We start from the raw sequence: 22,128 nt of genomic DNA, 5'->3' as shown, positions 1-22,128 counted from the left end.
TGCAGGCCTGTTTTCGTCTCTTGCCAAACTCCCGATGAATCGTTTTCTTGGTGCGCTCCGCGCGCTGGTCATTACCGCCGCCGCATCCATCAGCCTGATTGCCGCCGCCCAGGTGCCGGCCCCGCCCGAAATTGCCGCCCGCAGCTACCTGCTGCTCGACGTGACCGCGAACCAGATCCTGGCGCAGAAGGACGTCGACAGCCCGATAGAGCCGGCGTCACTGACCAAGCTGATGACGGCCTATGTCGTGTTCGACGCGCTGCGCGCCAAGAAGATCTCGCTGACGCAGACGCTGCCGGTCAGCCTGCGCGCCTGGAAGATGCCCGGCTCGCGCATGTTCATCGACCCCAAGATGCAGGTGCCCGTGGAAGACCTGATCAAGGGACTGATCGTGCAGTCGGGCAACGACGCCACCGTGGCGCTGGCCGAAGGCGTGGGTGGCACCGTGGAGCACTTCGTCGAGATGATGAATGCCCAGGCCAAGGTGCTGGGCATGAAGAACACGGTCTACAAGAACCCCGAAGGCCTGACGACGCCCGGCCACACCACCACGGCCCGCGACCTGAGCATCCTGGCCACCCGCCTGGTGCGCGACTTCCCCGAGGAAGCCAAGTACTACGCCATCAAGAAGTACCGCTACCCGGGTACGCCGTCGACCAACGACACCAATCGCAACATGCTGTTGTTCCGCGACCCCACCGTCGACGGCCTGAAGACCGGCCATACCGAGGCGGCGGGCTACTGCATGATCGCCACCGCCAGGCGCGACTTCCCCAACCTGACCGGCGGCCGCCGCCTGCTGTCGATCGTGCTGGGCACCACGAGCGAGGCCGTGCGCGCCAACGAGTCGCAGAAGCTGCTGAACTGGGGCTACACGGCCTACGACGCCGTCCGCCTGTTCGATGCCGGCCAGCCGGCGGCCACCCCCGCCGTCTGGAAGGGCAAGGACAACACCCTGAAGCTGGGCCGTCCGGAAGCCATAGTCGTGGCGGTGCCGGCAGGCAGTGCCAGCAAGATCAGGACGCAGGTGTCGCGGCCCGATCCGCTGGTTGCGCCTTTCACCAAGTTCCAGCCTGTCGGCTCGCTCAAGGTGACGCTGGACGACCAGCCTGTGGCCGACGTGCCGCTGGTGGCCCTGGAGGCGGTCGAGCAGGCCGGCGTCTTCGGCCGCGCCTGGGACGCGCTGCGGCTCTGGATCAAGTAAGCCGCATTTATATGTAAGAGAAGGTCAAGACAGGGCGGCTGGCGGGGTGTCCGCGGCGCCTGAACTTGCCGTTTCAAGCTCGTTTGCTATACTCGTGGGCTTTTCGGAATTTTCCGAAGGGTTTCACGTTTTCGTTATTCCCGGCTCCTTTGTGTCACGAACAAGGGTGGTTTCACAGCCAAGGCCGGGTCGTTTTGGGACTAATTCATTCATGCCAACCATCAATCAACTGGTGCGTCAGGGTCGAACGGTCGAGAAGATCAATTCGAAGAGCCCTGCCATGCAGAACTCGCCGCAACGTCGCGGTGTCTGCACCCGCGTCTACACCACGACGCCCAAGAAGCCCAACTCGGCGCTTCGTAAAGTTGCCAAGGTCCGTCTGACCAATGGCTTCGAAGTCATCTCCTACATCGGCGGCGAAGGCCACAACCTCCAGGAACACAGCGTCGTGCTGGTCCGCGGCGGTCGTGTCAAGGACTTGCCCGGTGTGCGTTACCACATCGTGCGCGGTTCGCTCGACCTGCAAGGCGTGAAAGACCGCAAGCAGTCGCGTTCCAAGTACGGCGCGAAGCGTCCCAAGAAGGCTTAAGCCTTCCTGTCGTCAAAAACAAACGGTGTTCGGTTACCTTGGCGGGTACATCGAACGAAGTGACCCAATGTCGGGTCGAGTAAGTGAGAGTTCCAGCTGGCTCTCGCGGTACCGGAAACGGTGCCAACTGAAGCAAAGAGGTTAAGAAAATGCCACGTCGTCGCGAAGTCCCCAAACGTGAAATCCTGCCGGATCCCAAGTACGGCAATGTCGAGCTGTCGAAGTTCATGAACGTGATCATGGAAGGCGGCAAGAAGGCTGTTGCCGAGCGTATCATCTACGGTGCACTCGAATTCATCGAAAAGAAGAACCCGGACAAGGACCCTCTCGAAGCGTTCACCGTTGCCATCAACAACGTGAAGCCGATGGTCGAAGTGAAGTCGCGCCGCGTTGGCGGTGCGAACTATCAAGTGCCGGTCGAAGTCCGTCCCGTCCGCCGCCTCGCCCTGTCGATGCGCTGGATCAAGGAAGCCGCCCGCAAGCGCGGTGAAAAGTCGATGGCCCTGCGTCTGGCCAACGAACTGATGGAAGCCACGGAAGGCCGTGGCGGTGCCATGAAGAAGCGCGACGAAGTGCACCGCATGGCAGAAGCCAACCGGGCTTTCAGCCACTTCCGCTTCTAAAAATCAAACTTCGCTTGGGCGTTGGGTGTCGGGTTTCGGGCGTTGTGCCCGTGCCCGGGGCCCAGCGCTCAACGCATTTCAACCCGAAAGTAAATCATGTCCCGCAAGACCCCCATCGAGCGCTACCGCAACATCGGCATCTCCGCGCACATCGACGCTGGCAAGACCACGACGACCGAACGTATCCTGTTCTACACCGGTGTGAACCACAAGATCGGTGAAGTGCACGACGGTGCCGCCACGATGGACTGGATGGAGCAAGAGCAAGAGCGCGGTATCACGATCACGTCCGCCGCCACCACCTGCTTCTGGAAGGGCATGGCTGGCAAGTTCGACGAACACCGCATCAACATCATCGACACCCCCGGCCACGTGGACTTCACCATTGAAGTCGAGCGCTCGATGCGCGTGCTGGACGGCGCCGTGATGGTGTACGACGCCGTCGGCGGCGTGCAGCCCCAGTCGGAAACCGTCTGGCGCCAGGCCAACAAGTACAAGGTGCCCCGTCTCGCGTTCGTCAACAAGATGGACCGTACCGGCGCCGACTTCCTGCGCGTTCGCCAGATGATGGTCGACCGCCTGAAGGCAAACCCCGTCGTGATCCAGATCCCGATCGGTGCCGAAGAGCACTTCCAGGGCATCGTCGACCTCGTGAAGATGAAGGCGATCATCTGGGACGAAGACAAGGGCGTGACCTTCCAGTACGGCGAGATCCCCGCCAACCTGGTCGACGTCTGCAACGAATACCGCGAAAAGCTCGTCGAAGCGGCTGCCGAAGCCAGCGAAGAGCTGATGAACAAGTACCTCGAAGGCGGCGAACTGAGCGAGGAAGAAATCAAGAAGGCCATCCGTCAGCGCACCATCGCCGGCGAAATCCAGCCGATGCTGTGCGGCTCGGCCTTCAAGAACAAGGGCGTGCAGGCCATGCTCGACGCCGTCGTCGAATACATGCCCGCGCCGACGGACATTCCTCCGGTCAGCGGCCTGGACGAAGACGAAGCGCCTGTCGTTCGCAAGGCTGACGACAACGAGAAGTTCTCCGCCCTCGCATTCAAGCTGATGACCGACCCGTTCGTGGGCCAGCTGACCTTCGTGCGCGTCTATTCGGGCGTGCTCTCGAAGGGCGACAGCGTCTACAACCCGGTGCGCGGCAAGAAGGAGCGTATCGGCCGTATCGTGCAGATGCACGCGAACAACCGCGAAGAAGTCAGCGAAATCCGCGCCGGCGACATCGCCGCGTGCGTGGGCCTGAAGGAAGTGACCACTGGCGAAACGCTGTGCGATCCTGAAGCCATCGTCACGCTCGAGCGCATGGTGTTCCCGGAATCGGTGATCTCGCAGGCCGTCGAGCCGAAGACCAAGGCCGACCAGGAAAAGATGGGCATCGCCCTGCAGCGCCTGGCTCAGGAAGATCCTTCGTTCCGCGTGAAGACCGATGAAGAATCGGGCCAGACCATCATCGCCGGCATGGGCGAGCTCCACCTTGAAATCATCGTGGACCGCATGAAGCGCGAATTCGGCGTGGAAGCCAACGTGGGCAAGCCGCAAGTGGCCTACCGCGAAACGATCCGCAAGACCGTCGAAGAAGCCGAAGGCAAGTTCGTTCGCCAGTCGGGCGGCAAGGGCCAGTACGGTCACGTGGTCCTGAAGCTCGAGCCGCAGGAAGCCGGCAAGGGCTTCGAGTTCGTCGACGCCATCAAGGGCGGTGTGGTTCCTCGCGAATACATCCCCGCGGTGGAAAAGGGCGTCGTGGAAGCGCTGACGCAAGGCGTGCTGGCGGGCTACCCCGTCGTCGACGTCAAGGTCACGCTGCACTTCGGTTCGTACCACGACGTGGACTCGAACGAAATGGCGTTCAAGATGGCCGCGATCTTCGGTTTCAAGGAAGGTGCCCGCAAGGCCAGCCCCGTGATCCTCGAGCCGATGATGGCCGTGGAAGTCGAAACGCCTGAAGACTACGCCGGCAACGTGATGGGTGACCTCTCGTCCCGCCGTGGCATGGTGCAGGGCATGGACGACATGGTCGGTGGCGGCAAGGCCATCAAGGCAGAAGTGCCGCTGTCGGAAATGTTCGGCTACTCGACCACGCTGCGCTCGATGTCGCAAGGCCGTGCCACGTACACGATGGAGTTCAAGCACTACGCGGAAGCTCCGCGTAACGTTGCCGAAGCCATCGTGGCCGCTCGCGCCAAGTAAGTTTTCAAGAATGCGGGGCCGCGCAGTGCGCGGCCCTCGTTGTCTGCGATCCGGTGCCGCCGCGTTCCCGTGCGAGGCGAACCAGCAATCGGGTGCAGACATAAAACCAATACACGGGAACTGCTCTTTCAAGGATTGAAAAATGGCAAAAGGTAAATTCACCCGCACCAAGCCTCACGTCAACGTGGGCACGATCGGTCACGTCGACCACGGCAAGACCACGCTGACGGCTGCGATCGCAACGGTGCTGTCGGCCAAGTTCGGCGGCGAAGCCAAGGCCTACGACCAGATCGACGCTGCGCCTGAAGAAAAGGCCCGCGGCATCACGATCAACACCGCGCACGTCGAGTACGAAACGGCCAACCGCCACTACGCACACGTCGACTGCCCCGGCCACGCCGACTACGTGAAGAACATGATCACCGGCGCTGCCCAGATGGACGGCGCGATTCTGGTGTGCTCGGCCGCCGACGGCCCGATGCCCCAGACCCGTGAACACATCCTGCTGGCTCGCCAGGTGGGCGTGGGCTACATCATCGTGTTCCTGAACAAGTGCGACATGGTCGACGACAAGGAACTGCTCGAGCTGGTCGAAATGGAAGTTCGCGAACTCCTCGACAAGTACGAATTCCCCGGCGACGACACCCCCATCATCCATGGCTCGGCCAAGCTCGCCCTGGAAGGCGACAAGGGCGAACTGGGCGAAGGCGCCATCATGAAGCTGGCAGAAGCCCTGGACACGTACATCCCGACGCCCGAGCGCGCCGTGGACGGCACGTTCCTGATGCCCGTGGAAGACGTGTTCTCGATCTCGGGTCGCGGCACCGTGGTGACCGGCGCCGTCGAGCGCGGCGTGATCAAGGTCGGTGAAGAAATCGAAATCGTGGGCATCCGCCCGACGGTCAAGACCACCTGCACCGGCGTGGAAATGTTCCGCAAGCTGCTGGACCAAGGCCAGGCCGGCGACAACGTGGGCGTGCTGCTGCGCGGCACGAAGCGCGAAGAAGTCGAGCGCGGCCAAGTGCTGTGCAAGCCCGGCTCGATCAAGCCGCACACGCACTTCACCGCCGAGGTGTATGTCCTGTCGAAGGACGAAGGCGGCCGTCACACGCCGTTCTTCAACAACTACCGTCCGCAGTTCTACTTCCGCACGACGGACGTGACCGGCGCGATCGAGCTGCCCAAGGACAAGGAAATGGTCATGCCCGGCGACAACGTCAGCATCACCGTGAAGCTGATCAACCCGATCGCGATGGAAGAAGGCCTGCGCTTCGCCATCCGTGAAGGCGGCCGCACCGTGGGTTCGGGCGTCGTTGCCAAGATCCTCGACATCTAAGCCGGACGCAAAGGAATCACCATGGCAACCAAGCAAAAAATCCGCATCCGCCTGAAGGCGTTCGATTACAAGCTGATCGACCAATCGGCAGCCGAAATCGTTGACACCGCCAAGCGTACCGGCGCGATCGTCAAGGGCCCCGTGCCCCTGCCGACCCGCATGAAGCGTTTCGACATCCTGCGTTCGCCGCACGTCAACAAGACGTCGCGCGACCAGCTGGAAATCCGTACGCACCAGCGCCTGATGGACATCGTCGACCCGACCGACAAGACCGTGGACGCGCTGATGAAGCTCGACCTGCCGGCCGGCGTGGACGTCGAGATCAAGCTGCAGTAAACAGAAACACGACACCCGTCGCGTTTTAGCAAGGCCCGCCCGCAGAAATGCAGGCGGGCTTTGTGCTTTTCTGCCCGGATATGGCATCCTCGCGCGGCGGCAACTCCGGCGTGTCGACCGGAGGCTGAAACGAGGGCAGCACCAGTCATGAACTACAAGTTCTCTTTTGCGTTTGCGTCGGCATGCGCTGCAACGGCGTTGCTGGCTGGCTGTGGCGGTGGCGGGGGAGGAGGAGGCGGTGGTTGGGGCGGGTTGCCCTTTCTTCTGCCGGTGAGCGCGGGGCCGGTCACCCTGACGGGCACGGCTACTTATGAATCCGTTCCGAATCCGAACGGCAGCCTGGTGTATGCATCCACGTCGGTCAAGCCTGTGCGAGGCGCGTCGCTGGAGGTGGTCGATGCCGCTACTTCTGCTCAACTCGCGGTCGCCACGACCGACGACAACGGTGCCTATTCGGTAAGCGTGCCGGCGAATGCAACGGTGATCGTTCGCGTGAGAGCCCAGTTGGCTCGCACCGCGCCTGGTGCGACCTGGGATGTCAGCGTACGCGACAACACCCAGGGCAATGCCTTGTATTCGATGCAGACGGCGGCGTTTTCGTCGGGCACTGCGGCATCGACCCGCGATCTGCGGGCGGCGACCGGCTGGGACGGTTCCAGGTACGCTTCCCAGCGTGTGGCGGCACCCTTTGCGATTCTCGACACGGTCTACACCGCAATGCAGAAGGTGCTGTCGGTCGCGCCTGCCACGTCTTTTCCGTCATTGCGCGTGTACTGGAGTCCCAACAATGCGCCGTCGCCCGGCAATCCAGCGCTGGGGCAGATCACTACCACCTACTTCGTCAACAAGAGCACCGGCCGCGAGATCTACGTGTTGGGCAAGGAAGGCGTCGACACCGACGAATTCGACTCGCCGGTGATCGCGCACGAATGGGGTCACTACTACCAGTCGTCGTTCAGCCGAGACGACTCGCCGGGTGGGGAGCACTCGGGCAGTGATCGTGTCGACCGCCGGCTGGCGTTCTCGGAAGGATGGGGCAATGCCTGGTCGGGCATTGCGCTTGACCGGAGCACCTACGTGGATTCCCGTGGTCCCGGCCAGGTGACCGACTCCATATTGGTGGACTTGAGGTCCGGACCATCGACCAACCCCGGCTGGTACCGGGAGGTTTCGATCCAGTCCATTCTCTGGAACCTGAACCAGCAGGTCGGATTCAAGCCGATCAACGACGCGATGACGAGCTTCCAGTTCCGCAGTGCGACACCCGTCACGTCGATCCATCTGTTCTCCTCGGTGTTCAATGCGGTCGCGCCGGGGAGCGCGCCGGCGTTGAAAACCCTGCTCACGGGGCAGGGCATCACGTCCACCGATGCTTATGGCGTCGGGGAAACGAGCAATGACAGTGCGGCTGCCACGCCGGTTCCCGATGTGCTGCCGCTGTACACGCCCGTGACGGTCGGCGTTCTGGCATCTAACGTTGCCTGCATTTCCAATGTGGCGGGGACCGTCAACAAGCTCGGAAATATTTCGTACCTCGCCTTCAACGTTAGCCCATCTGCGAGCCGCGACTACACGATCCTGCTCACCGGAGGGAGTGGCGCACCGAACTTCGACCTCTTCAAGGCCGGATTGATCGCAAGAAGCGGCAACAAGGTCAGCCTGGGCGCCGGTGACTACGTTCTTGCGGTGCGGGACGATGCCCCGGTGTCTGGCGCGAACAATCTGCCGCCAAGATGTTTCTCCGTTCTCGTTCAATAGGAAGGCTTGCCATGAACATCCGCACCCATTCGACGATGGCGCTGGCATGGCTTGCGCTGGCCGCGATGTCGGCGCCGGCCCTGGCCGATGGCATGCCGGGCTCCCGTGGCGCCAGGCAGTCGGCGGCCCAGCCCGTGGTCACAGCATCCAGAAAGTCCAACGACTCCGGCGTTACGTTGCAGTACCAATTCAGCGGCAACCCCCAGGTGGGCAAGCCGACGGCCATTACCCTGCAGTTCGACGGCGTCACCAGCCCTGACGGTGCGACCGTGCGCCTGAGCCCGGACGCCGGGCTGACGTTGTCTGGCAGCAACACGCTGGCTCTGTCGCCAGGCGCACGTACCAGCGCCACGGTCACGGTGGTGAGCGACCGCGAAGGCCTTGCCTACCTGAATGTCTTCATTGCCCAGGGCACGGCGCGCAGCGCCATCTCCATCCCGGTGCAGACTGGCTCGGACGTGCCGTCCATGAAGCCGACGGGCGAGGTGAAGGCCATGCCCGGCGGCGAAAAGATCATTTCGCTGCCCGCCAAATAAGCGGGAAACCTGCGCTCAGGGCCCTGAAACAAGGTCCCTGAGCGGTCACTTGCATGGCCTGCGCATCGCGGGCTATAATCGCTGGCTCTGCCCTTGTTGCGTCCGCAAGGTGCCATGCGGGCAGAGATTTATCAACCTTCTTCCGTAGCCGGAGAAATCTGGCAAACGCTGTTGCCAATTGAAGTGGCAGTGGCGGAAGAGGATTTCCATTTTTGGAGAAAACATATGAGTCTGAGCAACTCCCTCGGGTTGCTGGGCCGCAAGGTGGGGATGATGCGTCTCTTCACCGATGACGGGGACGCAGTTCCTGTCACGGTGGTGGATGTGTCCAACAACCGTGTGACCCAGATCAAGTCCCAAGAGACCGATGGCTACGTCGCCCTGCAAGTGACGTTCGGTTCGCGCAAAGCATCGCGCGTGACCAAGCCCGAAGCCGGCCACCTCGCCAAGGCAGGTGTCGAAGCAGGCGAAATCATCCAGGAATTCCGCGTTACCGCAGATACCGCAGGTCAGCACAAGGCTGGCGGCGTGATCTCCGTGAACAGCGTTTTCACCGTGGGCCAGAAGGTGGACGTGCAAGGCACTTCCATCGGCAAGGGCTACGCTGGCACGATCAAGCGTCACAACATGAGCTCGCAACGCGCGTCGCACGGTAACAGCCGTTCGCACAACGTTCCCGGCTCGATCGGTATGGCACAAGACCCCGGTCGCGTGTTCCCCGGCAAGCGCATGACGGGCCACCTCGGCGACGTCACCCGCACGACGCAAAACCTCGACGTGTTCCGCATCGACGAAGCACGCCAACTGCTGCTCATCAAGGGCGCGATCCCGGGTTCGAAGGGTGGCTTCGTCACCGTGCGTCCCGCCATCAAGGCCAAGCCGCAAGCGGCTGAAGGAGCGAAGTAATGCAACTCGAACTCCTGAACGAACAAGGCCAGGCCGCGTCGAAGTACGACGCCCCCGAGACCGTGTTCGGCCGTGACTACAACGAAGACCTGGTCCACCAGATCGTCGTTGCATTCCAGGCCAACGCCCGTCAAGGCACGCGCGCCCAGAAGGACCGCGAACAGGTCAAGCACTCGACCAAGAAGCCTTTCAAGCAAAAGGGAACGGGCCGCGCCCGCGCCGGTATGACGTCCTCGCCGCTGTGGCGCGGGGGTGGTCGTATCTTCCCGAACATGCCTGACGAAAACTTCTCGCAGAAGATCAACAAGAAGATGTACCGCGCCGGCATGGCGTCCATCTTCTCGCAACTCGCTCGCGAAGGCCGTCTGGCCGTGGTCGACTCGATCAAGGTCGACTCGCCCAAGACCAAGCCGCTGGCTGCCCGTTTCAAGGCGATGAATCTCGAGTCCGTGCTCGTGATCGCCGAAGAAGTCGACGAAAACCTGTACCTTGCCTCGCGCAATCTGGTGAACGTTCTCGTGGTCGAACCCCGCTACGCCGACCCGGTGTCGCTGGTTCACTACAAGAAGGTGCTGGTCACCAAGGGTGCCGTCGACAAGCTCAAGGAGATGTTCGCATGAGCCGCGTGAACCCTACCGCCGCTGAACGTACGTTCGAAGAAGGCCGCCTGATGGCGGTGCTGGTCGCCCCGATCGTGTCCGAAAAGGCCACGATGGTCGGCGAGAAGTCGAACGCTGTCACTTTCAAGGTGCTGCAAGACGCCACCAAGCCCGAGATCAAGGCCGCTGTCGAACTGATGTTCAAGGTCGAAGTCCAGGGCGTGTCGGTGCTCAACACCAAGGGCAAGACCAAGCGCTTTGGCAAGTCCATCGGCCGCCGCGACAACGTGCGCAAGGCCTATGTGACCCTGAAGCCGGGTCAAGAGCTCAACCTCGTCGGGGAAGGCGCTTAATCATGGCCGTCATCAAGATGAAACCCACTTCGCCGGGCCAACGCGGCGCGGTGAAGATCTCGCGTGACCACCTGTTCAAGGGTGCTCCTCACGCTCCCCTGCTGGAACCCCAGTTCCAGAAGGCCGGCCGTAACAACAACGGTCACATCACGATCCGTCATCGTGGCGGCGGTGCCAAGCACCACTACCGCGTCGTCGACTTCGTGCGCAACAAGGACGGCATCCCGGCCAAGGTCGAACGCATCGAATACGACCCGAACCGCACCGCCCACATCGCTCTGGTCTGCTACGCCGACGGCGAGCGCCGCTACATCATCGCCCCGCGCGGTCTGGAAGCCGGTGCAACGCTGCTGTCGGGCTCCGAAGCGCCGATCCGCGCCGGCAACACCCTGCCGATCCGCAACATCCCGGTCGGCTCGACGATCCACTGCATCGAACTGCAACCCGGCAAGGGCGCGCAGATCGCTCGTTCGGCCGGTACGTCGGCCACGCTGCTGGCCCGTGAAGGCGTCTACGCCCAGGTCCGCATGCGTTCGGGCGAAGTTCGCCGCATTCACATCGAATGCCGCGCGACCATCGGTGAAGTTGCCAACGAAGAACACAGCCTGCGCCAACTCGGCAAGGCCGGTGTGAAGCGTCACATGGGTATTCGCCCGACCGTTCGCGGCGTGGTGATGAACCCGGTCGACCACCCGCACGGTGGTGGCGAAGGCAAGACTGGCGAAGGCCGCCATCCTGTCGACCCATGGGGCAACCTGACCAAGGGCTATCGCACCCGTAACAACAAGCGCACGCAGGTCTTCATCGTGTCGCGTCGCAAGAAGTAAGGGATAGCCAATGACTCGCTCTCTCAAAAAGGGTCCGTTCGTCGACCACCACCTCGTGGCCAAGGCCGACAAGGCCGTGACGACCAAGGACAAGAAGCCGATCAAGACCTGGTCGCGCCGCTCGATGGTTCTGCCCGAGTTCATCGGTCTGACCATCGCTGTGCACAACGGCAAGCAACACGTGCCCGTGTACATCACCGACCAGATGGTCGGCCACAAGCTCGGCGAATTTGCGCTCACGCGTACGTTCAAGGGGCACCCCGCGGACAAAAAAGTCCAGAAGAAGTAAGGAACGACCATGTCTGAAACACGTGCAGTCCTCCGCGGTGTCCGCCTGTCGGTCGACAAGGGCCGTCTGGTCGCTGACCTGATCCGCGGCAAGAAGGTCGATCAAGCGCTCAACGTTCTGCAATTCACGCAGAAGAAGGCCGCTGTGATCATCAAGAAGGTGCTGGAGTCGGCTATTGCCAACGCCGAGCACAACGACGGTGCCGACATCGACGAGCTGAAGGTCAAGACCATCTACGTCGAGCAAGGTGCAACGCTCAAGCGCTTCACCGCGCGGGCCAAGGGTCGCGGCAATCGCATCAGCAAGCCCACGTGCCATGTGTACGTGACGGTTGGCAACTAAGAAGGCCTGGAAGAAATATGGGACAGAAAATCCACCCAACCGGGTTCCGCCTTGCGGTTACCCGTAACTGGTCCAGCCGCTGGTACGCAAGCGACCGCGATTTCGCGGGCATGCTGGCCGAAGACATCAAGGTTCGCGAATACCTGAAGAAGAAGCTGAAGAACGCTTCGGTTTCGCGCGTCATGATCGAACGTCCCGCCAAGAACGCACGCATCACGATCTACTCGGCACGTCCGGGCGTCGTGATCGGCAAGAAGGGCGAAGACATCGAGAACCTCAAGCGCGAACTGGGCAAGCAGCTCGGCGTGCCGGTTGCGGTCAACATCGAAGAAGTGCGCAAGCCCGAAATCGATGCGCAGCTGATCGCCGACAGCATCACGCAGCAGCTCGAAAAGCGGATCATGTTCCGCCGCGCCATGAAGCGCGCCATGCAGAACGCCATGCGTCTGGGTGCCCTGGGCATCAAGATCATGTCGGCTGGCCGCCTGAACGGCATCGAAATCGCTCGTACCGAGTGGTACCGCGAAGGCCGCGTGCCGCTGCATACCCTGCGCGCCGACATCGACTACGGCACCTCGGAAGCCAAGACCACCTACGGCGTCATCGGCGTCAAGGTCTGGGTCTACAAGGGCGACACGCTGGGTCGTAACGACCTGCCGGCCGTCGAAACGCCGCGTCCTGAAGAAGAGCGTCGTCCGCGTGGTCCCCGCCGTGATGGCCGCCCTGGCGACCGTTCTGGTGGCGACCGTCGTGGTCCCGGCCCCCGTGCCGGTGGCCGTGGCCCGATCGGTGGCAACACCGCGCCGGCCGATGGCAGCGACAAGCCCGCAGAAGCAACCGGCGGTGCCGGTGCAGACTCGAAACCCGCCGTTAAGCGCGTCCGCAAAGCCGCGCCCGCTGCAGCAGCGGACGGTGCCAAGACCGAGTAATCGGTCGCTCCCGGGCACGCAAGTGCCTGGGGCCCTCACGGAGTAATAAAACATGCTGCAACCTGCACGCAGAAAGTTCCGCAAGGAACAAAAGGGCCGCAACACCGGCGTCGCAACCACGGGTAACTCGGTTGCGTTCGGTGACTTCGGTCTCAAATGCACCGACCGCGGCCGCCTCACGGCGCGCCAGATCGAAGCCGCTCGTCGCGCGATTTCGCGTCACGTGAAGCGCGGTGGCCGTATCTGGATCCGCGTGTTCCCGGACAAGCCAATCTCGACCAAGCCCGCAGAAGTGCGGATGGGTAACGGTAAGGGCAACCCCGAGTACTACGTCGCTGAAATTCAGCCTGGCAAGATCGTGTTCGAGATCGTCGGCGTGCCCGAAGAACTCGCCCGCGAAGCGTTCCGCCTGGCCGCCGCCAAGCTTCCGCTGCGTACGACTTTCGTCGCTCGCCAGCTCGGCGCCTGAGAGGAGAACACTTATGGCAACCCGTAAGAAGAAAGAAACCGCGGCTCCGGCCAAGGTGACGAAGGCCGCAACCCTGCGCACGAAGGACGTCGCAGGCCTGCAAGCCGAAATCAAGGATCTGCAGAAGGCCCATTTCGGCCTGCGTATGCAGAAAGCCACGCAACAGCTGTCGAACACCTCGACGCTGCGCGTGACGCGTCGCGACATCGCACGCGCCAAGACCATTCTTGCGCAGAAGCAGCAAGAAACCCAAGCCGCCAAGTAAGGAGTGAACATGACGGAAGCTAAAAAATCCCTCAAGCGCACCTTGATCGGCAAGGTGGTCAGCGACAAGCGTGCCAAGACCGTGACCGTGCTGGTCGAGCGCCGTGTGAAGCACGAGCTCTACGGCAAGATCGTGGCCAAGACGAGCAAGTACCACGCCCATGACGAAAAGGGCGAGTACAAGCTGGGCGACACCATCGAGATCACGGAAAGCCGTCCGATCTCGAAGACCAAGAACTGGGTCGTGACCCGTCTGGTCGAGAAGGCCGTCCTGGTCTGATCAATCATTGGAGCCCCCCGGGGCACCCAATCCGGAAACGGCCCACAATGTGGGCCGTTTTTCTTTTTCTGGAGCACATCGAATGATCAAAGTCGGCGACACCCTTCCCGCGGCCACCCTGCAGGAGTATTCAGAAGTCGAGGGCGAGGGCTGCAGCATCGGCCCTAACGCCGTGGACGTAGCCAAGGCTTCGGCCGGCAAGACCATCGCGCTGTTCGCGCTGCCTGGCGCTTTCACGCCCACCTGCTCGGCAAAGCACGTGCCGGGCTACGTGCAGCACTTCGACGACTTCAAGGCCGCCGGCGTGGACGAGATCTGGTGCGTGAGCGTGAACGACGCCTTCGTGATGGGCGCCTGGGCACGCGACCAGAAGACCGGCGCCAAGGTGCGCATGCTGGCCGACGGCAGCGCCGATTTCGCCAAGGCGACCGGCCTCACGCTCGACCTGACCGGCCGCGGCATGGGTCTGCGCAGCAACCGTTATTCGATGCTGGTGAAGGACGGCAAGGTCGCGACGCTCAACGTCGAAGCGCCGGGCAAGTTCGAAGTGAGCAACGCCGAGACGCTGCTGGCGCAAGCCCGCGGCTGATCCGGCTAGAGATCCACCTTCAGGTAGTGGGCCCCGGCAACGGGGTTGTGATAGTAGGGCGGCACCTCCGCGAAGCCCAGGTCTTCGTAGAGGGCCCGCGCCGACTCCATGTCGTCGAGGGTGTCGAGCAGCACGCAGCCGTAGCCCGAGCTGCGCGCGGCATCGAGGATCGCCTCCGCCAATTGCCGGCCCAGGCCCAGCCCTCGGAAACCGGGGCGCACGTACAGGCGCTTCATCTCGGCCGCGTTGGCATAGTCCGCGCTGTCCAGCGGGCGCAGTGCGCAGCAGCCCGCCACATGCGCCAGCGTGCCGTCGGCGCGCTTCAAGGTCGGCGCCTCGCGGCCGGCGTCTTCCTTCACGTTGACCGGATCGACCAGCGCAAGCAGCAGCGTGCCGCGCGGCTCGGCGTATTCGCCCGGCAGGCCGGCCAGTTCGCCTTCGAAATCCTGGAAGTCGAGGTCGATGCCGAGCGAGTTCGCATAGTCGCGGAAGATCGCGCGTACGGCGTCGATCTCGTGCGCCTCCTCGGGCGTCAGAAGCACGACGGCCGGCATGGCCGACAGCGGCAGGGGGCGTGAAACGGAAAAGCTCATATGCGCAACGACGAGATCCAGTAAGCCACGCCCGCGCAAAGCGCGAACACCACGAGCGCCAACACGCGCGAGGCCGCATCGTCGCGGCTCGATGCGACGTTGCCTCCGGAGCTGGCGGCGATCAGCTTGTCGCCCGTCACCATCGGACGCACCAGCCGGTGCCGCTTGACGAATGCATAGAACAGCACGGCCAGCACGTGCAGGCTCACGAGCGCGATCACGATCCACTTGCCCCGCGCCTTGTGCCAGCTCGTGGCCAGGCTCACCGTCTCGCTCGAGACAAAGCGCGTGAGCGGCCCGGAGGCCGAAATCTCGTCGTCCGCCGTCAGGCCGGTTGCCACCTGCAGCGCGAGGATCGCCAGCACGGCGAACACCGACAGCGCACCCAGCGGGTTGTGCCCGATCAGATGATCCGGATGCGCCTTCCCGCGCACGTAGGCAACCACGGAGCCCGGCCCGTAGACAAAAGCCCCGAAGCGCGACCAGCGCCCGCCGACGAAGCCCCAGACCAGCCGGAACAGCAGCAGCGCGAGCACCGCGTAGCCCAGGCGGAAGTGCCATTCCATGATGCCGTTCAGGCCTGTGCCGATCAGGCCGATCACGGCAATGGCCAGCGCCCAGTGGAACAGGCGCGTCGGCAGGTCCCAGACCCGGATGGCTGTGCCGTTGCCGGAGGCCGCTCGAGGGGCGGCCACGGAGGAGTCGGTCATCGAAGAAGGCGCGGGAGGCGCAATGCTGCGGAAGGCGCAGATTAGCAAAGTCCGGACCCTCGTCCGCTTCGGGTTGTTGCTATGAACCCGACATCGGCGCCACCTACACTCGCGCGGCGCCGCGCCAGACGGCGTTTTCCAAACGAGGAGCCCCGATGACCCGATTTGCTTCGTTCGCCCTCGCAGCCGCCTGCGCTGCGATGTCCCTGCCTGCCGCGGCCCAGTTCGCCAAGCCCGAGGACGCCATCAAGTACCGCCAGAGCGGGTTGTTCGTGATGAGCCAGCATTTCAGCCGTCTCGGCGCCATGGCCAACGGCCGCGCCCCCTATGACGCCGCCGCGGCCGCCGCCAACGCCGAAGTGGTCGCCGACATGGCCAGGTTGCCTTGGGCCGCATTCGGCCCCGGCGCCGAGGGCGGCAAGGCCAGGCCCGAGGTTTGGAAGGAAGACGCCAAGTTCAAGGAGCGGCAGCAGAAGCTGATCGACGAGACCGGCAAGCTGCTGGTGGCCGCCAAGGCCGGCAACATCGACGCGCTGAAGGCGCAGTTCGGCCCGACTGCCGCGAGCTGCAAGGCGTGCCACGACAGCTTCCGCAATCAATAGAAGGCCGCTTCGCCGCAAAAGCAAAAAGGCGCTCGGTCGGAGCGCCTTTTTATTGCCGGGAGCCGAAGGATCAGGCTTCGGCCAGGAGCTTTTCGATCAGCTTGTGCAACTCGGCGAAATCGGGCTCGCCCACATAGCGCTTCACGATCTCGCCGCGCTTGTTGACCAGGTAGGTGGTCGGCGTGAGCTTCACGTCGCCCCAGGCCTGCGCCACGCTGCCGGTGTTGTCGATTGCCACCTTGAACGGCAGCTTGCGCGTTTCGGCGAAGTTGACGACGTAGCTCGGCGGGTCGTAGCTCATGGCCACCGCCAGCGTGTCGTAGCCCTGGGCCTTGTACTTGTCGTAAGTCGCGATGACCTTGGGCATTTCGCCGACGCAGGTCACGCAGCTCGTGGCCCAGAAGTTGACAAGAGTGACCTTGCCCTTCAGGTCGGCCGTGCTCTTTTGCGTGCCGTCTAGCAGCACGAAGGTCGAAGCCGGGGCGGCGGTGGCACCGGAGCCGAGGTACACGCCCACGCCGGTGGCCAATGCGATGACGACGGCGGCAGCGGCGATGTATTTTTTCATGGCAGCGTAGAGAGAAGGGCGGCGCGATTTTAGTTCCGCCCGCCGGATCGTGCTTGCGACGCCCCGCCAGCCCCGGGCGGCTCGATAATCGCTCCCCCATGCCGTCGCCCCTCCCATCTTCCTGGCTTGCGCTGATCGCGGCGGCTTTGCTTGCCGCCTGCAGCCCCACCTTCAACTGGCGCGACGTGCCGGTCGGCGACTCCGGGCTGATCGCGATGCTGCCGTGCAAGGCCGACAAGGCGAACCGTGCCGTGCCGCTCGGCGCCGATTCGGTGCAGGTCGACATGACGGGCTGTGAAGCCGGCGGCGCGACCTTCGCCATCGCACACGCCTCGGCCAGCGGACCGGCGCAGGCCGAGGCCTGGCTCAATGCGTGGCGCGCCGCCACGCGCGGCCAGCTCGGCGACATGCAGGTCACCGAAGCCAGCGCCAGCGTGCAGCGCGCGACCGCCATGCCGCCGCCGCTTCGGCTCGACGCCCGACCGGCGCAAGCCGGCGCCCCCGTGCAGGTGCTGTGGTTCGCCCAATCGCAGAAAGACGGCACCGTGGCGCTTTACCAGGCCACCGTGCTGGGCAAGCCGTCCGCGGCCGATGCCTCGCAGACTTTCTTCGAAGGCCTGCGCCTCCCGTGAGACGAGATTGCTATCGTTTTGATAGCCGTCCAGGCGGCTCGCACTGGGGCGGCACTGTCCGGTTTGCCGGGCTGCCGCGTTGTGTCATATATCTACATCCACTGGGCGCCCCCGCATAATCGGCGCGTCGTCCTCCGTCCCGCATGAACAGCATCCTCATCATCGCCCACTCACCGTTCGCACATGCGCTGCGGCAGTGCGCGCTGCATGTGTTCCCAGATTGCGAGCAGGCCATCGTCGCGCTCGACGTGTTGCCCAACGTGTCGCCCGAAGAAACGCTGGCCGCCGCGCGCATCACGCTCGCTCAGCAGCTGCACACCCCGCGCACGCAAGTGCTGGTGCTGGCCGACGTGTTCGGCGCCACGCCCTGCAACGTGGCGCAGAAGCTGGTGGACGGCGTCCGGTCGCGGCTGGTGGCGGGGGTCAACCTTCCGATGCTGCTGCGTGCCGTCACCTACCGGCACGAACCGCTGGAGACTCTGGTGCAACGGGCCCTGGCCGGCGGCACCGCGGGTGTCATGCAGGTGGCGGCGGCCGCTCCCCAGAACCAGGCGAAGAGAAAGCACAGTGATCAAGAAATCCGTGACCATCAGCAATAAGCTGGGCCTGCACGCACGCGCATCGGCCAAGTTGACCAAGCTCGCAGGCAGCTTTCCCTGCGAGGTCTGGCTCTCGCGCGGCGACCGCCGCATCAATGCCAAGAGCATCATGGGCGTCATGATGCTGGCCGCCGGGCTCGGCTCCACCGTGGAGCTCGAAACCAACGGCCCGCAGGAAGAAGAAGCGATGAACGCCATCGTCCATCTCATGGACGACAAGTTCGGCGAAGGCGAATGAAATGGCCCACCCCCAAGCTTCTTCACTTCGTGTAAACGCCAACCCCCTTCCAGGGGGCGATGCCGGGTGCCCGGCAAAGCCGGTTCGACGGCATCTCACAAGGTAGGTCATGACCTTCGCAGTCCACGGCCTCCCTGTCGCCCGTGGCATTGCCATCGGGCGCGCTGTGCTGGTGGTGTCGAGCCGCATCGACGTGGCCCACTACTTCATCAAGCCTGAAGAGATCGAAACCGAGATCGACCGCGTGCGCACCGCGCGCAACGCGGTGGCCGACGAGCTCACCAAGCTGCAGGCCAACGTGGCCCAGATGGGCCCCAACGACGCGCCGCACGAACTCGCCGCGCTGCTCGAGGTGCACCAGATGCTGCTGCAGGACGAAGCCCTCAGCGGCGGCGTCAAGCACTGGATCAGCGAGCGGCTCTATAACGCCGAATGGGCGCTGACCACGCAGCTCGAGATCATCGCGCGCCAGTTCGACGAGATGGAAGACGCCTACCTGCGCGAGCGCAAGGCCGACCTCGAGCAGGTGGTCGAGCGCCTGCTGCACCGCATGAAGGGCACGGCCGCAGTGCTCGCGCCGAGCCCGCCGCGCCGCAAGCGCGCCGCCGCGCCGGTCGACGACAACGACGAGCACGACGACCCCACCGCGGGCGACGGCATCGACGTGCCGCTGGTGCTGATTGCGCACGACCTGTCGCCGGCCGACATGCTGCAGTTCAAGAAAAGCGTGTTCGCCGGCTTCGTGACCGACGTGGGCGGGCGCACCTCGCACACCGCCATCGTCGCGCGCAGCATGGACATCCCGGCCGTGGTCGGCGCGCGTACCGCGAGCCAGCTGGTGCGCCAGGACGACTGGGTCATCATCGACGGCGATGCCGGCGTGGTCATCGTCGACCCCTCGCCGATCATCCTGGCCGAGTACGGCTTCAAGCAGCGCCAGGGCGACCTCGAGCGCGGGCGCCTCGCGCGCCTGCGCCACAAGCCGGCCGTCACGCTCGACGGCCAGCGCGTCGAGCTGCTGGCCAACATCGAGATGCCCGAGGACACCGTGGGCGCCGTCAAGGCCGGCGCGGTGGGCGTCGGGCTGTTCCGCAGCGAATTCCTCTTCATGGGCCGCGAATCGTCGGCGCGCCAGACGCGCCTGCCCGACGAGGAAGAGCAGTACCAGGCCTACAAGCGCGCGGTCGAGGGCATGCAGGGCATGCCGGTCACCATCCGCACCATCGACGTGGGCGCCGACAAGCCGCTGGACAGCAAGTCGGCCAACAAGCAGGAGCACCTGAACCCCGCGCTCGGCCTGCGCGCCATCCGCTGGAGCCTGGCCGACCCGGCGATGTTCCTCACGCAGCTGCGCGCCATCCTGCGGGCCGCCGCGCACGGCGAGATCCACCTGCTGATTCCCATGCTCGCGCACGCCAGCGAGATCCGCCAGACCATGTCGCTGATCGACTTCGCGCGGGCCGAGCTCGACAACCGCGGCGCGGTGTACGGCCCGGTCAAGCTCGGCGCCATGATCGAGATACCGGCCGCGGCGCTCACGCTGCGCATCTTCCTGAAGCACTTTGACTTCCTGTCGATCGGCACCAACGACCTGATCCAGTACACGCTGGCCATCGACCGCGCCGACGAGTCGGTGGCGCACCTCTACGACCCGGCGCACCCGGCCGTGCTCAAGCTCGTGGCCGACACCATCGCCGAGTGCCGACGGCAGGGCAAGGGCGTGTCGGTGTGCGGCGAGATGGCGGGCGACGTGGCGTTCACGCGGCTGCTGCTCGGGCTGGGCCTTCGCAGCTTCTCGATGCATCCCTCGCGCATCCTCGCGGTCAAGCAGGAAGTGCTGCGTGCCGACACCAGCAAGCTCGAGGCGTGGGCCAAGGGCGTGCTCGAATCCGACGACCCGGCCGCCGCGCTCGCGGGCTGAGTCTTTTCGTGGGGCGCGGCGCCGCGCATTGCCAAGGGACATCGCTCGCATGACTTCGCCTTCGTCCACGCTCGCCGCGCACGCCGCCGACCCGGCGCCTGTCGATCCTCCCGGCCACGGCATGCTGCTCGCCTTCACCGGCGGCTTCGTCGACACGCTCGGCTTCGTCGCGCTGTTCGGCCTCTTCACCGCGCACGTCACCGGCAACTTCGTGCTGATCGGCGCGGCGATGGCGGGCGACGGCCATGCGGAAGTGGTCGGCAAGCTGCTGGCGCTGCCCACCTTCGTCATCGGCGTCGCGGCCACGCGCCTGTTCCAGCTGCGGCGCGAACGGCAAGGGCGCGACACCGCGGCGCCGCTGGTCGCCATCCAGCTCGCGGGCCTGGTGGCTTTCATGCTCGCGGGCGTGTGGGCCGGGCCGTTCGCACACGGCGGCGGCATGCAGGCCATCGGCGTCGGGCTGATGGGCGTGCTGGCGATGTCGGTGCAGAACACCGCCGCGCGCAGCGTGTTCTCGCGCCTCACGCCCAGCACCGTGATGACCGGCAACGTCACGCAGCTGGTGATGGACCTGGTCGACATTGCGACGCGCGCGCCCGGCATGGCGGCGGCCGGTGCCCGCGTGCACAAGGCCTGGCCGCCGGTGGCCGCATTCGCTACCGGCTCGCTGGCGGGCGGGCTGGGCTATGCGCATGCCGGCTTCTGGGCGCTGCTCGCGCCCTGCATTGCGCTCGCGGTGTTGCTGCGGCTACTGCGAAAGCAATAGCGTCGCAATAAAACGAAACACGCCGAAACTGCGGCGAAAGGACTTGCGGCGGCCCCGCAAGCACGATCAGGCCTTCTCTTCCAACCCTGAAAGAAAGGCCTGCCAAATGAAGCAATCTCTCTCCCTGACCCAGATCATCGCCGTCGGTTCGTTCGCCATGCTCGCGGCGGCCGGTGCGAAGGCTGAAAGCTACGAGGGCGTGCTGCCCGCCGTGTCGGCCAAGAGCCGCGCAGAAGTCGGCGCCGAAGCCGTGCGCACCGCATCCGCGCCCAACCAGAACGTGGTGCGCGGCTCGCGCGGTCCGGAGACCGTGGCCGTGTCGACCGAGCGCGCCCGTGTCGTCGCCGAAGCAGTGCGCACCGCGGCGGCGCCCGACCAGAACGTGTCTTCGGGCTCGCGCGTGAACAGCCAGGTCATCTCGACCATGCAGAACCCCGTGGACGCACGCGCCTCGGCGGCCAACGCCAAGAGCAGCCGCCTGTAATCCCTCCAATCAACGATGCCCCTTTTTCAGGGACACCGTGGAACCGGCTTTGCCGGGCCATGGGTGTCGCCCCCGGTAGGGGGTTGGCGGCCACACGAAGTGGGCAAGCCTGGGGGCGAGCAAGGAACAATCATGAAGCACTGGATCAAACGTACTCTCTTCGGTTTTGCCGGCCTGGCAGTGGTGGCCGGCAGCATTGCCGGCTGTGCAGGCCAACGCCACGGCTGGGGCGGCAACAGCGCCGAGTTCCGCGCCAAGATGGTCGAACGCGTGGGCAGCAAGCTCGAGCTCGACGCCAACCAGAAACAGAAGCTCACCGTGCTGGCCGAGAAGCTGCAGGCGCAGCGCGAAGCCATGCGCGGCGCAGGCGGCTCGGGCGACCCGCGGTCGCAGTTCAAGGCGCTGTTCGCCGGCAACAAGCTCGACCAGGCCGGCGCCGCACGACTCGTCGACGAGAAGACCGCCGCCGTGCGCGCCGGCAGCCCCGAGATCATCGCGGCCGCCGCCGACTTCTACGACAACCTGAACGCCGCGCAGCAACAGAAGGTGCGCGACTTCATGGAGCGCGGCGGCCGCCGCTGGAGCTGAGC

General features: G+C 64.4%; 30 protein-coding genes. 27 read left to right on the top strand and 3 right to left on the bottom strand.

Annotated elements, in window-relative coordinates; translation table 11 throughout:
• The first annotated feature begins 34 nt into the window (after positions 1–34).
• The 19 genes from ACWV14_RS29595 to ACWV14_RS29505 all read left to right on the top strand — a co-directional run bounded on the left by ACWV14_RS29595 (position 35) and on the right by ACWV14_RS29505 (position 14,425).
• On the top strand, positions 35–1,204 hold the full coding sequence (locus tag ACWV14_RS29595; RefSeq protein ID WP_454905291.1) for a D-alanyl-D-alanine carboxypeptidase family protein: 1,170 nt from the start codon (positions 35–37) through the stop codon (positions 1,202–1,204).
• 211 nt (positions 1,205–1,415) lie between these two features.
• Positions 1,416–1,793 carry a 30S ribosomal protein S12 gene (rpsL, locus tag ACWV14_RS29590; protein ID WP_013543948.1) on the top strand — a complete coding sequence of 126 codons (378 nt, stop codon included), beginning with the start codon at positions 1,416–1,418 and terminating at the stop codon, positions 1,791–1,793.
• Between the two features lie 149 nt (positions 1,794–1,942).
• On the top strand, positions 1,943–2,416 hold the full coding sequence (rpsG, locus tag ACWV14_RS29585; RefSeq protein ID WP_101491328.1) for a 30S ribosomal protein S7: 474 nt from the start codon (positions 1,943–1,945) through the stop codon (positions 2,414–2,416).
• 96 nt (positions 2,417–2,512) lie between these two features.
• Complete coding sequence (gene fusA, locus ACWV14_RS29580; RefSeq protein ID WP_422084697.1) at positions 2,513–4,612, top strand: elongation factor G; 2,100 nt, start codon at positions 2,513–2,515, stop codon at positions 4,610–4,612.
• 142 nt (positions 4,613–4,754) lie between these two features.
• Positions 4,755–5,948 (top strand): elongation factor Tu, encoded by a 1,194-nt coding sequence (gene tuf, locus ACWV14_RS29575; protein WP_093060175.1) that lies wholly within the window; start codon positions 4,755–4,757, stop codon positions 5,946–5,948.
• A gap of 21 nt (positions 5,949–5,969) precedes the next feature.
• Complete coding sequence (gene rpsJ / locus ACWV14_RS29570) at positions 5,970–6,284, top strand: 30S ribosomal protein S10 (protein WP_007838118.1); 315 nt, start codon at positions 5,970–5,972, stop codon at positions 6,282–6,284.
• 147 nt (positions 6,285–6,431) lie between these two features.
• Positions 6,432–8,042, top strand: coding sequence for a hypothetical protein (locus tag ACWV14_RS29565; protein WP_454905289.1), 1,611 nt, complete (start codon positions 6,432–6,434; stop codon positions 8,040–8,042).
• Between the two features lie 11 nt (positions 8,043–8,053).
• Positions 8,054–8,578 carry a hypothetical protein gene (locus ACWV14_RS29560; protein ID WP_454905287.1) on the top strand — a complete coding sequence of 175 codons (525 nt, stop codon included), beginning with the start codon at positions 8,054–8,056 and terminating at the stop codon, positions 8,576–8,578.
• A 225-nt stretch (positions 8,579–8,803) separates the two neighbouring features.
• Positions 8,804–9,484 carry a 50S ribosomal protein L3 gene (rplC, locus tag ACWV14_RS29555; protein WP_422089115.1) on the top strand — a complete coding sequence of 227 codons (681 nt, stop codon included), beginning with the start codon at positions 8,804–8,806 and terminating at the stop codon, positions 9,482–9,484.
• Positions 9,484–10,104 (top strand): 50S ribosomal protein L4, encoded by a 621-nt coding sequence (rplD, locus tag ACWV14_RS29550; protein ID WP_081266125.1) that lies wholly within the window; start codon positions 9,484–9,486, stop codon positions 10,102–10,104. The genes rplC and rplD overlap by 1 nt, the downstream gene beginning before the upstream one ends.
• A complete protein-coding gene (rplW, locus tag ACWV14_RS29545; RefSeq protein ID WP_007838129.1) occupies positions 10,101–10,436 on the top strand; it encodes a 50S ribosomal protein L23 in 336 nt (111 codons plus the stop codon). Before rplD ends, rplW begins: the two co-directional genes overlap by 4 nt.
• Positions 10,437–10,438: 2 nt before the next feature.
• Positions 10,439–11,263, top strand: a complete 825-nt coding sequence (gene rplB, locus ACWV14_RS29540; protein WP_015867666.1) for a 50S ribosomal protein L2 — start codon at positions 10,439–10,441, stop codon at positions 11,261–11,263.
• Positions 11,264–11,273: 10 nt separating this feature from the next.
• On the top strand, positions 11,274–11,552 hold the full coding sequence (gene rpsS / locus ACWV14_RS29535; protein ID WP_007838132.1) for a 30S ribosomal protein S19: 279 nt from the start codon (positions 11,274–11,276) through the stop codon (positions 11,550–11,552).
• 9 nt (positions 11,553–11,561) lie between these two features.
• On the top strand, positions 11,562–11,894 hold the full coding sequence (rplV, locus tag ACWV14_RS29530) for a 50S ribosomal protein L22 (protein ID WP_007838134.1): 333 nt from the start codon (positions 11,562–11,564) through the stop codon (positions 11,892–11,894).
• Between the two features lie 17 nt (positions 11,895–11,911).
• A complete protein-coding gene (gene rpsC / locus ACWV14_RS29525) occupies positions 11,912–12,823 on the top strand; it encodes a 30S ribosomal protein S3 (protein ID WP_454905283.1) in 912 nt (303 codons plus the stop codon).
• Between the two features lie 52 nt (positions 12,824–12,875).
• Complete coding sequence (gene rplP / locus ACWV14_RS29520; protein ID WP_093136308.1) at positions 12,876–13,292, top strand: 50S ribosomal protein L16; 417 nt, start codon at positions 12,876–12,878, stop codon at positions 13,290–13,292.
• A gap of 55 nt (positions 13,293–13,347) precedes the next feature.
• Positions 13,348–13,557 carry a 50S ribosomal protein L29 gene (rpmC, locus tag ACWV14_RS29515; protein ID WP_026284221.1) on the top strand — a complete coding sequence of 70 codons (210 nt, stop codon included), beginning with the start codon at positions 13,348–13,350 and terminating at the stop codon, positions 13,555–13,557.
• 9 nt (positions 13,558–13,566) lie between these two features.
• Complete coding sequence (rpsQ, locus tag ACWV14_RS29510) at positions 13,567–13,836, top strand: 30S ribosomal protein S17 (RefSeq protein ID WP_015867662.1); 270 nt, start codon at positions 13,567–13,569, stop codon at positions 13,834–13,836.
• Positions 13,837–13,918: 82 nt separating this feature from the next.
• On the top strand, positions 13,919–14,425 hold the full coding sequence (locus ACWV14_RS29505) for a peroxiredoxin (protein WP_081266127.1): 507 nt from the start codon (positions 13,919–13,921) through the stop codon (positions 14,423–14,425).
• A gap of 5 nt (positions 14,426–14,430) precedes the next feature.
• On the opposite strand, the gene ACWV14_RS29500 is transcribed toward ACWV14_RS29505, so the two are convergent.
• Positions 14,431–15,018, bottom strand: coding sequence for a GNAT family N-acetyltransferase (locus ACWV14_RS29500; RefSeq protein WP_422084700.1), 588 nt, complete (start codon positions 15,016–15,018; stop codon positions 14,431–14,433).
• A complete protein-coding gene (locus tag ACWV14_RS29495) occupies positions 15,015–15,728 on the bottom strand; it encodes a cytochrome b/b6 domain-containing protein (protein ID WP_454905280.1) in 714 nt (237 codons plus the stop codon). Before ACWV14_RS29495 ends, ACWV14_RS29500 begins: the two co-directional genes overlap by 4 nt.
• 155 nt (positions 15,729–15,883) lie before the next feature.
• Between ACWV14_RS29495 and ACWV14_RS29490 the strand changes: the two genes are divergently transcribed.
• A complete protein-coding gene (locus ACWV14_RS29490) occupies positions 15,884–16,330 on the top strand; it encodes a c-type cytochrome (RefSeq protein ID WP_454905278.1) in 447 nt (148 codons plus the stop codon).
• Positions 16,331–16,400: 70 nt separating this feature from the next.
• Here the strand turns inward: ACWV14_RS29490 and ACWV14_RS29485 are convergent, their stop codons facing one another.
• Positions 16,401–16,898, bottom strand: a complete 498-nt coding sequence (locus ACWV14_RS29485; protein WP_198087966.1) for a TlpA disulfide reductase family protein — start codon at positions 16,896–16,898, stop codon at positions 16,401–16,403.
• Positions 16,899–16,996: 98 nt separating this feature from the next.
• Between ACWV14_RS29485 and ACWV14_RS29480 the strand changes: the two genes are divergently transcribed.
• From ACWV14_RS29480 to ACWV14_RS29450, 7 genes are all read left to right on the top strand, one after another.
• Entirely contained in the window at positions 16,997–17,530 is a 534-nt protein-coding gene (locus ACWV14_RS29480) for a hypothetical protein (protein WP_454905275.1), read from the top strand.
• A 143-nt stretch (positions 17,531–17,673) separates the two neighbouring features.
• Positions 17,674–18,129: a PTS sugar transporter subunit IIA gene (locus ACWV14_RS29475; RefSeq protein ID WP_237676424.1), complete on the top strand. Its 456-nt coding sequence runs from the start codon at positions 17,674–17,676 to the stop codon at positions 18,127–18,129.
• Positions 18,098–18,367 carry an HPr family phosphocarrier protein gene (locus ACWV14_RS29470; RefSeq protein WP_081266134.1) on the top strand — a complete coding sequence of 90 codons (270 nt, stop codon included), beginning with the start codon at positions 18,098–18,100 and terminating at the stop codon, positions 18,365–18,367. Before ACWV14_RS29475 ends, ACWV14_RS29470 begins: the two co-directional genes overlap by 32 nt.
• A gap of 109 nt (positions 18,368–18,476) precedes the next feature.
• Complete coding sequence (gene ptsP, locus ACWV14_RS29465) at positions 18,477–20,288, top strand: phosphoenolpyruvate--protein phosphotransferase (protein ID WP_454905273.1); 1,812 nt, start codon at positions 18,477–18,479, stop codon at positions 20,286–20,288.
• 49 nt (positions 20,289–20,337) lie between these two features.
• Positions 20,338–21,054 carry a YoaK family protein gene (locus ACWV14_RS29460; protein ID WP_454905271.1) on the top strand — a complete coding sequence of 239 codons (717 nt, stop codon included), beginning with the start codon at positions 20,338–20,340 and terminating at the stop codon, positions 21,052–21,054.
• A gap of 106 nt (positions 21,055–21,160) precedes the next feature.
• Positions 21,161–21,538 carry a DUF4148 domain-containing protein gene (locus ACWV14_RS29455; protein ID WP_454905269.1) on the top strand — a complete coding sequence of 126 codons (378 nt, stop codon included), beginning with the start codon at positions 21,161–21,163 and terminating at the stop codon, positions 21,536–21,538.
• Between the two features lie 132 nt (positions 21,539–21,670).
• Positions 21,671–22,126 (top strand): Spy/CpxP family protein refolding chaperone, encoded by a 456-nt coding sequence (locus ACWV14_RS29450; protein ID WP_454905267.1) that lies wholly within the window; start codon positions 21,671–21,673, stop codon positions 22,124–22,126.
• Positions 22,127–22,128 lie beyond the last annotated feature (2 nt).

It is taken from the genome of Variovorax durovernensis (assembly GCF_977011995.1).
Note: the sequence above shows the minus strand (reverse complement) of the source record. Positions and strands in the feature narration are given on the sequence as shown.